Origin of the sequence: Kinneretia sp. DJ1R-11 (genome assembly GCF_025717595.1) — a bacterium.
GTDB lineage: Bacteria > Pseudomonadota > Gammaproteobacteria > Burkholderiales > Burkholderiaceae_C > Paucibacter_A.
On record NZ_JAJIRR010000011.1, the window covers coordinates 119562 to 133024 of the forward strand.

10 protein-coding genes are annotated in these 13463 nt (G+C 65.4%); 5 read left to right on the forward strand and 5 right to left on the reverse strand.

The genetic code is table 11. The features are described 5' to 3' along the window. Positions 1-12: 12 nt before the first annotated feature. From mltB to LNV23_RS17735, 4 genes are all read right to left on the reverse strand, one after another. Positions 13-1119, reverse strand: a complete 1107-nt coding sequence (gene mltB / locus LNV23_RS17720) for a lytic murein transglycosylase B (RefSeq protein ID WP_263564199.1) — start codon at positions 1117-1119, stop codon at positions 13-15. Between the two features lie 222 nt (positions 1120-1341). After that, positions 1342-3402: a transglutaminase TgpA family protein gene (locus LNV23_RS17725; RefSeq protein ID WP_263564200.1), complete on the reverse strand. Its 2061-nt coding sequence runs from the start codon at positions 3400-3402 to the stop codon at positions 1342-1344. Beyond that, complete coding sequence (locus LNV23_RS17730; RefSeq protein ID WP_263564201.1) at positions 3399-4451, reverse strand: DUF58 domain-containing protein; 1053 nt, start codon at positions 4449-4451, stop codon at positions 3399-3401. Before LNV23_RS17730 ends, LNV23_RS17725 begins: the two co-directional genes overlap by 4 nt. A 9-nt stretch (positions 4452-4460) precedes the next feature. After that, the gene (locus LNV23_RS17735) at positions 4461-5405 is read right to left on the reverse strand and encodes an AAA family ATPase (protein ID WP_263564202.1); all 945 of its coding nucleotides are present in this window, start codon (positions 5403-5405) and stop codon (positions 4461-4463) included. 58 nt (positions 5406-5463) lie between these two features. On the opposite strand from LNV23_RS17735, the gene LNV23_RS17740 reads away from it, so the two are divergent. Both LNV23_RS17740 and LNV23_RS17745 read left to right on the forward strand, forming a co-directional pair. Beyond that, a complete protein-coding gene (locus LNV23_RS17740) occupies positions 5464-6399 on the forward strand; it encodes a histone deacetylase family protein (RefSeq protein ID WP_263564203.1) in 936 nt (311 codons plus the stop codon). Between the two features lie 76 nt (positions 6400-6475). Next, on the forward strand, positions 6476-7741 hold the full coding sequence (locus tag LNV23_RS17745) for a mechanosensitive ion channel family protein (RefSeq protein WP_263564204.1): 1266 nt from the start codon (positions 6476-6478) through the stop codon (positions 7739-7741). A gap of 446 nt (positions 7742-8187) precedes the next feature. Here the strand turns inward: LNV23_RS17745 and LNV23_RS17750 are convergent, their stop codons facing one another. Continuing rightward, a complete protein-coding gene (locus LNV23_RS17750; RefSeq protein ID WP_263564205.1) occupies positions 8188-9729 on the reverse strand; it encodes a fumarate hydratase in 1542 nt (513 codons plus the stop codon). 175 nt (positions 9730-9904) lie between these two features. Here LNV23_RS17750 and nhaA point away from each other — a divergent pair, with 175 nt between their 5' ends. From nhaA to LNV23_RS17765, 3 genes are all read left to right on the forward strand, one after another. Then, a complete protein-coding gene (gene nhaA, locus LNV23_RS17755) occupies positions 9905-11095 on the forward strand; it encodes a Na+/H+ antiporter NhaA (RefSeq protein ID WP_263564206.1) in 1191 nt (396 codons plus the stop codon). Positions 11096-11346: 251 nt separating this feature from the next. Further along, positions 11347-11868 carry a cache domain-containing protein gene (locus tag LNV23_RS17760; RefSeq protein WP_263564207.1) on the forward strand — a complete coding sequence of 174 codons (522 nt, stop codon included), beginning with the start codon at positions 11347-11349 and terminating at the stop codon, positions 11866-11868. Between the two features lie 48 nt (positions 11869-11916). Beyond that, a complete protein-coding gene (locus LNV23_RS17765) occupies positions 11917-13455 on the forward strand; it encodes a methyl-accepting chemotaxis protein (protein ID WP_263564208.1) in 1539 nt (512 codons plus the stop codon). Positions 13456-13463 lie beyond the last annotated feature (8 nt).

Consider the following 13463-nt stretch of genomic DNA (forward strand, 5'->3'; position numbering starts at 1 on the left):
CCTTCAGGGTTCTCAGCGTCCCGCTGCCCGCATGCTGGCCAGCGCGCGACCCATCTCGATCACTGCGAAAGCGTAGTAGCTGGACCAGTTGTAGCGGGTCAGCACATAGAAGTTTTCCGTCCCGATCCAGTAGCTGGGCGCAGCCTCGCCGTTTTGCAACTCCACCACGGCGAGCAGCTGTTTGGGCGGGTGTTCCAGCGCCGCTTCGCTGAGCTGGGCGCCGGCGGCTTGCAGATCTTGCGCAGTGAACGTGGGTTTGATGTCGGGCGCAAGCAGGCGGGCGCGGGCGCTGGTGTCCACCGGCATGGCCAGGCTGTAGTGGGTGGGCAGTCCGCGCTGCCAGCCATGGCGGGCCAAGTAATGGGCGACGCTGCCGATGGCGTCGGACTGGCTTTTGATCAGGTCGATGTGGCCGTCACCGTCAAAGTCCACGGCATAGCGGTTCCAGCTGCCGGGCATGAACTGCGGCCAGCCCATCGCTCCGGCGTAAGAACCTTTCACCTCGGCAGGATTGAAACCTTCGCGGCGGCAAAGCTTCAGGAACTCGGCCAGCTCGCTGCGGAAGAAGGCACTGCGGTCGCTGCGGCCACTGGGGAACTCGAAGGCCAAGGTGGCCAGGGCATCCAGCACCGAAAAGCCGCCGGTGATCTGGCCGTAAAAGGTCTCAACGCCGATCAGGCCGGCGATCAACTCGGCCGGTACGCCGTACTCGTTCTCGGCCCGCGCCAGGCTGGCGGCGTTCTGTTCCCAGAACTGCAGGCCGGCCTGCAGGCGACGCGGCTCGACAAAGCGGGCACGGTAGGCGGCCCAGTCTTTGGCGGTGCCGGCCGGCGGCGGCATGATCAGGCGTTGCACACTCGGGTGGATATGGGCTTGCGCCAGCTGGGCTTGAAGCTGCTGCAGGCTGGCCTCGTCCCAGCCTTGCTCGCTGGCCAGGCTGGCGGCAAAGGCCAGCAGATCGGGCCGCGTGCCGAAGGTCTTGAGCGTGGCCGTCTTGGCTTTGGGCTTCGCGACAGGCTTGGTAGCCGCTTTGGCCTGAGCCTTCTTCTTTTTGGCTTGCGCATGCTTGGCTTCAAGCTGGGCTGACGCGGCCAAGACCGGCACGGGCGCGCTCATCATCAGAAGCCCCGCGCTGAGCATCACAGCGGGGAACAAACCCGGCCGCGCTGCCGTCTTGAGAGCGTGCCGCACTGAACTCAGCGCGTGTGGCAGGGAGGAAAGCGAGAGAAAGGGCGGGCGCATCAAAAATCAGATCGGTCGAAAAACTAGAAAGCGGGCAGCTCGCCCAGGCAGCAATGAGCTCAGCATACCCGGCTTGATCGCCGGGTTCGGCGGGTGGCTTCAGCTGCGGCAAGGCTGGCAGGCTTCGCGGAAGGCTGCCAGCCAACGCCGGCGCTCGCGCCAGCCAGGTGCCTGGGTGCTGGCGCTCCTGCCGTAGCGCGCAGCCTCTTGTTCGCGAAGCAAGCATGCCGCGGGCTCGGCGGCCGCGCCGAAGCGTGCGTGTAACAGCTGCGCCCATGCACCCGGGCTCTGGTGCGGCGCGGCCTCGCGCAGGCCCAAGGCCTGCAACTCGCGCAGGACCTGGCCCCGCTGGCGGCTCCAGGCGTCCTGGGGACGGTGGCGTTGCCACAGGCTCCAGGCGGCGCCGAACAGCCCCAGGCTGGCGATCACGGCAGCGCTGAGCTGGCCCAGAGCGGTCCAGTCGGGCTGGCTGACGCCCAATTGCTTGAGCAGGTCGAACTGCTTCTGGCGCGAGTAGTTCAACACCTGCTGCTGCCAGCGGTTGTTGAGCGCCTCCCAGCTGCGCCGCAGGTTCAACCACAGGGTTGGGTTGATCTGGCCCAGGGCACCTGCCAGCACGCCGGGCGCGGGGCGCAAGGCCTGACCTTGCATGACGCGTTCGGGCGCCACCGCGGCGGTCGGGTCGGCGCGCAGCCAGCCGCGGCCGGGCAGCCAGTACTCGACCCAGGCATGGGCATTGCTGTTGCGCACGATCCAGTAGCCGTCCTGTGGCTGGTTGTCCATGCCTTGGAAGCCGGTGATGATGCGCGCCGGCACGCCCATGGCACGCAAGACCACCACCGTGGCCGCAGAGAAATGCTCACAAAAACCCAGGCGTCGGTCGAGCCAGAACTCATCGATCAGGTGCGGGGAGTTCTCGCCATAGCGGCCCGGTGCCAGGGTGTAGCTGAAGTCGGCCGTGCGAATGTGCTTGAGCACGGCTTCGACCAGCAGCGGCGTCAGCTGCGCTTCTTCGAGACCGGCAAAGCGGTTTTGGCGGCGCAGGTCGGCGGCCCATTGCAGGCTGCGCGGGTTCAGGCCTGGCGGCAGGTCCAGGTAGTTCTGCAGCACCAGGCTGTTCTGCTGCGGCCCGTGGCGGTAGTTGAGGTAGGCACTGGCGTCCAGGCGCAGGCGTTCGGTGATGGGGCGGCCAGCCTGCCACTGCAGTTCGCCCGCCCTGCTCAGGCTCAAACCCTCGACCTGGCGCAGCGCGCCGGCCTGTTCGCCGCTCATCTCCAGCAAGGGCAGCACGCTGATGCGCTGCGGCTCCAGAGTCAGCTCGTAGCGAAGTGCCGGGCCGCTGACCTGCAAGGCATCGCTGCGGCCAGGGAAATTCATGACGGCCGGCCGCCAAGTGCGGCCATTGAACTGGCCCAGCACCGGGCCGCGAAAGTAGCGCGCCTCGGGCGGCGGCACCGGGCCTTCAAAGCGCAGGCGCATGGCGACGGTGTCGTCGTTGGCAATCTCGGCCATGGCGCCGAAGTCCATGCTGTTGGACAAGCCGGTGCGGCCTACAGAGTCCGAGGGCAGGCCCCAGAGCGGCGCGATGCGCGGGAACAGCAGGAAGAGCAGCACCATCACCGGCAAGCCCCAGGCCGTGGTACGCGCGGCCTGTGTCGCAGCCAGGCGCAGGCTCGGTTGGCCCACCGGCATCTGCGCCAGCACCAGGGCGCTGAGCAGAGCCCAGACGCTGGCCAGCATCCACAGCGCCGTCAGCAGCGACTGCGAATAGAAGAAGTTCGTCAGCACCAGGAAGAAGCCAAGGAAGAACACGACGAAGGCGTCGCGCCGCGCGCGCAGCTCCAGGGTCTTGAGCGCCATCAGCATCACCAGCATGGTGATGCCGGCCTCGCGGCCCAGCAGGGTGCGGTGGCTCAGCCAGGTCAGCGCGGCCGTGATCAGCAGCACGCCGACCAGCGCCCAGCGCCCAGGCAAGGCCTGACCCCGCCAGGCCAGCCAGCCACGCCAGCCCAGCACCAGGCCGGTGATGGCACTGGCCCAAGGCGGCAGATGGTCGAGGTGCGGCAGCACCACCGCGGCAATGATGGCCAGCAGGAACCAGGTGTCCCGGGTGTCGCGCGCCAAGGGCTGGCCGCTGCGGCGGAAGGCCTTGCTGTTCATTGGCTGCGGGCCACGGCTTGGCGTGCCGGTGGCAGGCCATGGCGAGCCAGGGCCTGCAGGCAGAGCTCTTGGTGGCCGGGGCCGAGCTCGGGCGGCCATTCCTGGCCGTCCAAGCGCAGGCCGTAGGGCCGCTGTTGGGCTTCGGCCGCCAACAGCCATGCGCACAGACGTGACAGGCGCCGCTCAGGGTCGGTCTGGCCGGCGGTGTCCTGCCAGTCCAGCCACAGCTCCTGGGCGGCTTGGGCCTGGCTGTCGCGCACCCAGAGCGGCGCGCCCTGCACACCGCTGTCCAGACTCAACGCAGCCTTCTTCCAGAGCACCTGGCGCATGGAGTCGCCTCGCTGGTAGGCTCGCACGCCGTCCAGCTCCAACCCGGCCTGGCGCAAGCGGCTGGGCTGGGCCTGACCTTCGCCCGCGCCGGCGTGGAAAGGAAAGGGCGGTGGAGCCACTTCGGGCCGAGGGTAGACCCAGACCTGGGCCGCCGGCCGCCAGACGCTCCAGGCGCGAAAGAGGCCCAGCGGAAAGCGGCTCAGAACCTGCAGCTCCGGCAACTCATGCAGGCCGCGCTGCGCGCTGGCAAAGCGCAGTTGCAAAGGCGCCTGGCCGCCGACCGGGACATCGGTCCAGGCGACTCGGTCAAGGTCTCCACCGGCCATCGATTCCTTGACTTGAAGGCCGACACCGTAGCGTGCCGCGCCGTCGTTGTGCAGGCGCAGGTCCAACTGCACATCGTCTCCGGCGAACACCGGTGCGGGCGGTTTCAAGTCCAGGCTCAGGCCCTGCAGATTGCTGTGCGTGCTGTGCATGGAGGCCAGACCCGCGCCGCCAAGCAGAAAGGTCAGCAGATAGCCCAGGCTGAGCTGCTCGTTGATCGAGGCCAAGAGCAGCACCAGCAGGGTGGCGCAAAAGAACAGACCCGGCCGGCTGGGCAGGATGTAGAGGTTGCGCTGGCTCAGCACCAGGGTGTCGCTGCGCCGGTGGCGGGCCAGCCACCAGGCCTGCACGTGGCGCCGCAGAAGCCGCACGGGCTGCACAGGGTTCCAGACCATCTCGGCCACTCAGGGCAGGGCGATGGCTTCGATCATGGCCCGCACCTGTTCGCGCGGCCCTCGCCCCGCGCCGGCCCTGGGCCGCAAGCGGTGGGCAATGGTCTGGGGCAGGATGGCCTGGACGTCGTCGGGCGAGACGAAATCGCGCCCCTCCAGCAGGGCCCGCGCGCGCGCCGCACGCAGCACGCCCAGGCCTGCGCGCGGGCTCAGGCCTTCGCTGAACCAGTCGCCCGAGCGTGTGGCCTTGAGCAGGGCTTGCAGATAGTCGAGCAGGGCCGGTGCTGCATGAACCGCGCGCACTGCGGCCTGCGCGGCCAGCAAGTCGGCCGGCGTCATCACCGGGCGCAGGGCGCGAAGGGCTTCGCGGCTGTCCTGACCGGTCAGCAGCTCGCGCTCGGCCGCCTCGTCCGGGTAGCCAAGCGAGATGCACATCAGAAAGCGGTCCAGCTGCGATTCGGGCAGGGGGTAGGTGCCGAGCTGTTCACTGGGGTTTTGCGTGGCGATCACGAAGAAGGGTTGGGGCAGGGCGTGGCTGGCGCCGTCGATGCTGACCTGGTTCTCTTCCATGGCCTCGAGCAGGGCGCTCTGGGTCTTGGGGCCGGCGCGGTTGATCTCGTCCGCCAACAGCACCTGGGCGAACACCGGGCCGGGGTGGAAGACGAAGCCGGCTGTCTCGCGCTCGTAGATGCTGACGCCGAGCAGGTCCGAGGGCATCAGGTCGGCGGTGAACTGAAGGCGCGAAAACTGCAGGCCCAGGCTGATGGACAGGGCATGGGCCAGGGTGGTCTTGCCGACCCCGGGCAGGTCTTCGATCAGCAGATGACCGCCAGCGATCAGGCAGGCCAGGCAGTCGCGGATCTGCGCCGATTTGCCCTTGATGATCGTGCTAACCTGCTGCTGCAAAGCCGTCAATTGCGCCGCGCTGTCTTGTAGGGTCTGTGTTTCACGCTTCATGCAAGACACCATAGCGGAAAACCGTTCGGCCGATCCGATCTCTCAACTTTCCGCCTTCATGTCGACAGCCTATTTCAGCCACCCCGACTGCCGCCGGCACGACATGGGCCCTGGACACCCGGAATGCCCGCAACGCCTGGCGGCGATAGACGACTGGCTGCTGGCCACCGGCATTGACCAGGCCCTGGAGCGCCACGAGGCGCCGCTGGTGGAACTGGCCGCCGTGGAGCGCGCGCACAGCCACAGCTATGTGGCCGAGCTGGCCGACCTGCTGAAGGGCCTGGCCGAGCGCGGCGAGTCGCATGCCGTGGATCCCGACACCGTGGCCACGCCCCACACTTGGGCTGCCACCTTGCGCGCCGCTGGCGCGGCCGTGCGCGCCACCGATCTGGTGCTTGATGGTGGCGCCGAGAACGCGTTTTGCGCCGTGCGTCCGCCGGGCCACCATGCCACGCGCGACCAGACCATGGGCTTTTGCTTCTTCAACAATGTAGCCGTGGCGGCGCGTCATGCGCTGGATGACCGTGGCCTGCAGCGCGTGGCCATCGTCGACTTCGACGTGCACCACGGCAATGGCACCGAGGACATCATCGCTGGCGACGAGCGCGTGCTGATGGTCAGCATCTTCCAGCACCCGCTTTATCCCTACAACGGCGCCGTGCCCAAGGGCGAGAACATGGTCAATGTGCCGGTGCCGGCCTACACGCGTGGCCCTGAGGTGCGGGCCATGATCGAGGCCATGTGGCTGCCGGCGCTGGAGCGCTTCAAGCCGCAGATGATCTTCATCTCGGCCGGTTTCGATGCCCACCGTGAAGATGACCTGGGCCAGCTCGGCTTGGTCGAAGCTGACTACGAGTGGATGACTCAGCGCATCAAGGATGTGGCCCTGCGCCACGCCGAGGGGCGCATCGTTTCCTGCCTGGAAGGTGGCTACAACCTCGATGCTCTGGCGCGCAGTGTGGGTGTGCATTTGCGCGTGCTGGCTGGCATCTGAGCCCGGCGTTGCCGCCCCTTTTTTTAACCTTTTCTCCATTCACGCAGGCTTCACAGACCTGCGTTTCACTGAGCGCATGAGCAACAGCAAGCCGATCGATTTTCAAGAACTTCAGGCCCTCACCGCGGCCCTGTTCAGCCCCACGGCCTTGGTGGGCCTTGCGGTCTTGGTGGCTTGCTTGGGTCTGTCTTGGCTGGTGGTCAGTGTGCTGCACCGGCGCGTCGCCCACCGGCCGGACTCCGTGCTGTTTGGCAGTCATGTGATCGACGGCGCTCTGTTCCCGGTGCTGGCCCTCTTGCTGGCCTTGCTGGCCAAACAGGTACTGCCGCATTTCGGGCTCTCGCCGGCGGTGTTCAAGCTGGCCGTGCCGGTGTTGATGTCTTTGCTGGCCATCCGCATGACGGTGAGGGTGCTGAGCGCGGCCCTGCCCAATTCCGGCCTGGTCAAGGTGATCGAGCGCACCGTTTCATGGCTGGCCTGGGGTGGCTCCATCCTCTGGGTGACGGGACTTTTGCCCTGGTTCCTGGAGGAGCTGGACGCAATTGATTTCAAGGTCGGCGTCACCAAGATTTCGCTGCGCAATCTGATCGAGGGTTCCTTCACTGCGGTGGTGGTGCTGGTGCTGGCTTTGTGGGTGTCCTCGGTCATCGAGGCGCGCCTGCTGCGCGGTGGCAGCATGGATCTGTCCCTGCGCAAAATCGCCGCCAACCTCACCCGCGCTTTGCTGCTCTTGGTGGGTCTGCTGTTTGCCCTGTCGGCGGCCGGCATCGATCTGACGGCTTTGGGCGTGCTCGGCGGTGCTCTTGGCGTGGGTATCGGTTTGGGCCTGCAGCGCCTGGCGGCCAATTACGTCTCCGGTTTTGTGATCCTTGCTGAACGCTCGCTGCGCATCGGCGACATGGTCCGGGTCGACAATTTCGAAGGCCGTATCAGTGATATCAAGACCCGCTACACCGTGATTCGTGCGCTCAACGGCCGCGAAGCCATCGTGCCCAACGAGATGCTGATCACGCAGCGGGTGGAGAACTCTTCGCTGGCCGACCCCAAGGTCTTGCTCAGCACCGTGGTGCAAGTGGCCTACGGCACGGACGTGGACGATCTGATGCCCAAGCTGGCCGCACGCGTCAGCGAAGTGCCGCGGGTGCTCAGCGAGCCCGGTCCTGCGGTGCAGCTGAGCAGCTTTGCTGCGGACGGCCTCGAACTGACGGTGTTTTTTTGGATCGCCGACCCCGAGAACGGCCAGGGCGGTGTCCGCTCCGACGTCAATGTGGCCATCTTGCGCTTGCTCAATGGCATGAAGATCGAGATCCCGTTCCCGCAGCGGGTGGTGCGCCAGGCTTGAGTTGAGGCCGTCTGCGGCACATGGCAGACCTTGACTCTAGGGCTGGTGCCAAGGGGAGCCGGGCGAGTGCTTGCGCTCATGTCTGGGCCAGCGGCCCAGCCCTTCGCCAGGCTCAAACAGTCCTCAGGACTGTTTGAGTTCGGGCTCAGTCCCCCGGCCCGCGCTGTGCGCGGACCTCCTCCTTGACTTCGCTTCAGCACTCACCCGACACCCCTTGTCAGTTCAAACGCTTGGCGTCTTCGTCGAAGGGGCAGGGCCCTGACAGATTGGGACGGCTGGGTGCTTCGCGAAGTGAAGTTAAGGAGGAGGCCCCAGCCGCAGGCTGGGGCCGGGGGACATGAACGGAGCGGAGTGCCCAGTCGGCCCGATCACAGCCGGGCTCAACGACTCCTTCGTGCCGAAGCCAGTCATGGCTGGCATGACTGGGCAAGGGCTCGCTGGAATGATCAGCCGGCTGTCACCGGAATGCTCACAGCCTTGCCGCTGGCAATGCGTTCTTTCCAGTCGGCCGGGCCGGTGATGTGGGCGCTGGTGCCGCCGGCATCCACCGCCACGGTCACGGGCATGTCGACCACATCGAACTCGTAGATGGCTTCCATGCCCAAGTCGGCGAAACCGACCACCGGCGCAGCCTTGATGGCCTTGGACACCAGGTAGGCGGCGCCACCCACGGCCATGAGATAGGCGCTTTGGTTGTCCTTGATGGCTTCAATCGCGACCGGGCCACGCTCGGCCTTGCCGACCATGGCGATCAGACCGGTCTTCTCCAGCATCATGCGGGTGAAGCCGTCCATGCGGGTGGCGGTGGTCGGGCCGGCGGGGCCGACCACTTCGTCGCGCACCGGATCGACCGGGCCGACGTAATAAATGACGCGGTTGGTGAAGTCCACCGGCAGCTTCTCGCCCTTGGCCAGCATGTCGGCGATGCGCTTGTGGGCGGCGTCGCGGCCTGTCAGCATCTTGCCGTTCAGCAAGAGGGTGTCGCCTGGCTTCCAACTGGCCACTTCTTCCTTGGTCAAGGCATTCAGGTCGACACGCTTGCTCTTGTTGTAGTCCGGCGCCCACTTGACGTCGGGCCACAGATCCAGGCTGGGCGGGGTCATGAAGGCCGGGCCGGAACCGTCGAGCACAAAGTGGCCGTGGCGGGTGGCGGCGCAGTTCGGGATCATGGCCACCGGCTTGCTGGCCGCGTGGGTCGGGTAGGTCTTGATCTTGATGTCCAGCACCGTGGTCAGGCCCCCCAGGCCTTGCGCGCCGATGCCCAGTGCATTGACCTTCTCGTACAACTCGATGCGCAGTTCTTCAAGCTTGTTCTGCGGGCCACGGGCCAGCAGCTCATACATGTCGATGTCTTCCATCAAGGACTCTTTGGCCATCAGCATGGCTTTCTCGGCCGTGCCACCGACACCCAGCCCCAACATGCCCGGCGGGCACCAGCCGGCACCCATCAGGGGCACGGTCTTGAGCACCCAGTCGACGATGTTGTCGCTGGGGTTCATCATCACGAACTTGCTCTTGTTCTCCGAGCCACCGCCCTTGGCTGCCACCATCACGTCGACCGTGTTACCCGGCACGATGGACACGCTGATGACGGCGGGGGTGTTGTCCTTGGTGTTCTTGCGCTCGAAGATGGGGTCGTTCAGCACCGACGCACGCAGCTTGTTGTCGGCGTTGTTGTAGGCCTGGCGCACGCCCTCGTTGACCGCATCTTCCAGCGAGCCGGGGAAACCTTGCCAGCGCACATCCATGCCCACCTTGAGGAAGACATTGACGATGCCGGTGTCCTGGCAGATCGGACGGCGGCCCTCGGCGCACATCTTCGAGTTGGTCAGGATCTGCGCGATCGCGTCCTTGGCGGCCGGGCTTTGTTCGCGCTCGTAGGCGCGGGCCAGGTGGGCGATGTAGTCAGCCGGGTGGTAGTAGCTGATGTATTGCAGGGCGCCGGCGACGCTGTCAACCAGATCTTGGTAGCGAATCTGTGTGCTCATGGTGTGAGTCCGTACAGGGGAGGGGAGAAGTGGGAGGAACTGAGAAATTCTTGCGGCATCATGCCGGGCTGAGCTTGCGGGGCGCTGAATGGGCCGGGACTTCTTGGATCAAGGGTCCGGTTGTGCGCGCCGACGCAGCCACGTCCATCAGTGTAATGTCGAGGAGGATCCCGTCGTGACCCCAGCCCTGCGCCGTTTCTTTGCCAGCGAATCCGCCAGCGGCATCATCCTGGCCTGTGCGGCCGTGTTGGCCCTGATCATCAGCAACTCGCCCTGGGGCGAGGCTTATCAGGCCTTCACCCGCATCCCTGGCGAAGTGCGCATCGGCGATGGTGCCGGCGGCACCGCTTTGCTTTTGTCCAAGCCTCTGCTGGTGTGGGTCAACGACCTCTGGATGGCGGTGTTCTTCTTCCTCGTGGGCCTGGAGATCAAGCGAGAGTTCGTGGCCGGTGAACTGGCCTCGCGCCGCCAGGCCATATTGCCGGCGGTGGCGGCCCTGGGCGGCATGGTGGTGCCGGCCCTGATTTACAGCGCCATCAACTGGGGCGATGCCCAGGCCTTGCGCGGCTGGGCGATTCCGGCGGCCACCGATATTGCCTTTGCCATTGGCATCGTCATGTTGCTGGGTTCGCGCGTGCCGGCCTCGCTCAAGGTCTTCCTGACGGCCGTGGCCATCATCGACGACCTGGGTGCCATCGTCGTGATTGCTTTGTTCTACACCCAGCAGCTGTCCTTGCTGATGCTGGGTCTGGCTGCGCTGTGCCTGCTGGGCCTGGCCTTGCTCAACCGCGCCGGCGTGATGCGCAGCGATGTCTATATCGTGCTGGGCCTGCTGCTCTGGCTGTGCGTGCTCAAGTCGGGCGTGCATGCCACCCTGGCGGGAGTGGCCACAGCGTTTTTCATTCCCATGCGCGACCCCAAGAGCGGCCACTCGCCGCTGGAGACGCTGGAGCATGGCCTGCATCCCTGGGTGGCGTTCCTGATCCTTCCTATGTTCGCCTTCGCCAATGCCGGCGTGTCGCTGGCCGGCTTGAGCCCGGCGGCCTTGCTGGAGCCGCTGCCCCTGGGCATTGCCGCCGGCCTGGTGCTGGGCAAGGCCCTGGGCGTGTTCGGCAGCGCCTGGCTGCTGATCAAGGTGGGCGCGGCCAGCCGGCCGCAGGGGGCCAGCTGGACGCAGTTCTTCGGCGTCTGCGTGCTCTGCGGCATTGGCTTCACCATGAGCCTGTTCATCGGTGGCCTGGCCTTTGCCGGGCTGGACCCGAGCTTTGAAACCCGGGTCAAGCTGGGTGTGCTGAGTGGGTCTTTGCTGGCCGGAGTGCTGGGTTCCTTGATCTTGAGCAAGGCGGCGGGGCCGGCGGCCAGGTAAAAATTCCCCATGCGCGCCTTGCCGGGCGGGCAGAAGGAGGAATACGCTCAAGCTCGACGGCATCGGGTCGAAGTAGCAGACTGGCGCGGGATGGCGTTCAGCGGGTGCTGACGCGTTATTTGCGTGCCAAATTTGTCGGTTCAGGGCTGTATCGCTGTGGCTGTCGGGTGACTGTCATACACCCGCGCTTCAATCGCGTCGCAGCGACTTCTCCTTCGCTCATCCGCTCGCTCTCAGAAAAGGAACCCTTTATGAAATCCTTGCCTGTCCATTCCATTCATCCTACGTTCGCGGCTCAAGCCCTAACACCCATCTTGATGGGCCTGGTTGCACCAGCCCTCTTGGCTTTCACTGCCTTGCTGCCGCGCCCGGCATTTGCCGCCGACGGCGGTGCCACGGCTGAGCAGGCCGTGGCCATGGTCAAAAAGGGCGTTGCCTTCATCAAGAAGGAAGGCAAGGACAAGGGCTATAGCGAGATATCCGTCAAAGGTGGCCAGTTCAGCTTCGAGGACCTCTATCTGGTGGTCTACGGCCTGGACGGTACCGTCCATGCCCATGGCGCCAATATCAAGATGGTGGGCAAAAACCTGATCGAGTTGAAGGATGTGGACGGCAAGGCCTTCGTCAAGGAGCGCGTCGAGTTGGGCAAAGCCAAGCCCAGCTTCTGGCAGGATTACAAGTTCACCAATCCGGAGAACAAAAAGATCGAGCCCAAGAGCATGTACTGCGAGCGGCTCGAAGACACGGTGGTGTGCGGCGGCATTTACAAATAAACAGAACAAAGCCTGCCAGCACCATGTGTTTCTTCCCCAGGGAGTCTTATGAAACTCGCAAGCAAATTGCTCGCTGCCCCACTGCTGACCGCGGTCATCGTGTTCGGCACCGGGCAGATCAACGCCATCTTCCTGAGCCGCGCCGCGACCGAGAACCGCGCCAGCTTTGAGGCCCAGAAAGATGTCTTCCGTACCCTGACCAGTTCGCGGGAGCAACTGGCCATGGTTCATGCCAGCGTCTACCGGACCTTGACCATCATTGCCTCTTTGGACGAGGCCAAGGTCAAAAGCGTGCGCGAAGACTTGGCCCGGCAGCTGGCGGGCGTGAAGCGGGTCACCCAAGCCCTGGGGGAGTCGCCGGCTGCCGATGAGGCAGTTCGTGCGGCCGCTGGGAAGTTGGGCGTGTTGATCGAAAAATACCTCAAGCAAGCCGACTCGGCCCTGGATCTGGCCACCATGGACCCCAATATCGGTGTGGCCTCCATGCAGGAGGGCGATGCCACTTTCAATGCCCTGGCTGCGCAGATGAACGCGGTCGTCGAGCATGCCGACGAGTTCGCCACGGAGAGCATGAATGCCGCAGACCTCACTTCCAATCGCATTGCCTGGGGTCTGGGGGCGCTGGGCCTGATCTGTGGCGTGTTGGCGGTGACGGCCTCCTGGCTGATGCAAAGGGCATTGACTGCCGAACTGCGGCGAGCGGCAGATCTGGCCAGTGAGGTGGCCGCCGGCAACCTGACCATTGACGCCAGCAGCCAGCGCCAGGACGAAGTCGGTGACTTGATGCGCGCACTCGGCGCCATGGCCGTGCAACTCGGGCATTCCCTGCGTACGGTCATGGCCTCCAGTGAGTCGATCCGGACCGCCAGTGCCGAGATTGCTCAAGGCAATCAGGACCTCAGTACGCGAACCGAGCAAGCGGCTTCGAACCTGCAGCAGACGGCTTCTTCCATGGACCACTTGACGGGCACCGTCAAGCATTCGGCCAGTTCGGCCGGCGAGGCCAATCGGTTGGCAGCTTCGGCCGCCGAGGTAGCGGCCCGCGGCGGCGTGGTGGTGGGTCAGGTGGTCAGCACCATGGAGGACATCAACACCAGTTCGCGCAAGATCGGCGACATCATCGGTGTGATCGACAGCATCGCCTTTCAGACCAATATTCTGGCCTTGAATGCGGCGGTGGAAGCAGCGCGTGCCGGTGAGCAAGGGCGTGGATTTGCCGTGGTGGCCAGCGAGGTTCGTTCGCTCGCCCAGCGCAGTGCTCAGGCCGCCCGCGAGATCAAGACCTTGATCGGCGCCTCGGTCGACAAGGTCGAGGGCGGCAGCCGCCTGGTGGCCGATGCTGGCCGCACCATGACCGAGATCGTGGCCAGCGTGCAGAAGGTGTCCGACATCATCGGTGACATTTCCTCGGCCGCTGCGGCCCAGTCCAGTGGCATCGGCGAGGTCAATACATCGGTGCTGCAACTCGATCAGATGACACAGCAGAACGCCGCCTTGGTCGAACAGTCTGCCGCCGCCGCCGAGAGCCTCAAGGAGCAGGCCGTGCGTCTGGCTGAAGTGGTTCATACCTTCCGGCTTGGTGACTGAGCGGCCCG

Bases quoted from the DNA above. Each gene is read 5' to 3' on its own strand.
- mltB (WP_263564199.1), bottom strand. From the start codon at position 1,119: ATGATGAGCGCGCCCGTGCCGGTCTTGGCCGCGTCAGCCCAGCTTGAA.
- LNV23_RS17725 (WP_263564200.1), bottom strand. From the start codon at position 3,402: ATGAACAGCAAGGCCTTCCGCCGCAGCGGCCAGCCCTTGGCGCGCGAC.
- LNV23_RS17730 (WP_263564201.1), bottom strand. From the start codon at position 4,451: ATGGTCTGGAACCCTGTGCAGCCCGTGCGGCTTCTGCGGCGCCACGTG.
- LNV23_RS17735 (WP_263564202.1), bottom strand. From the start codon at position 5,405: ATGAAGCGTGAAACACAGACCCTACAAGACAGCGCGGCGCAATTGACG.
- LNV23_RS17740 (WP_263564203.1), top strand. From the start codon at position 5,464: ATGTCGACAGCCTATTTCAGCCACCCCGACTGCCGCCGGCACGACATG.
- LNV23_RS17745 (WP_263564204.1), top strand. From the start codon at position 6,476: ATGAGCAACAGCAAGCCGATCGATTTTCAAGAACTTCAGGCCCTCACC.
- LNV23_RS17750 (WP_263564205.1), bottom strand. From the start codon at position 9,729: ATGAGCACACAGATTCGCTACCAAGATCTGGTTGACAGCGTCGCCGGC.
- LNV23_RS17760 (WP_263564207.1), top strand. From the start codon at position 11,347: ATGAAATCCTTGCCTGTCCATTCCATTCATCCTACGTTCGCGGCTCAA.
- LNV23_RS17765 (WP_263564208.1), top strand. From the start codon at position 11,917: ATGAAACTCGCAAGCAAATTGCTCGCTGCCCCACTGCTGACCGCGGTC.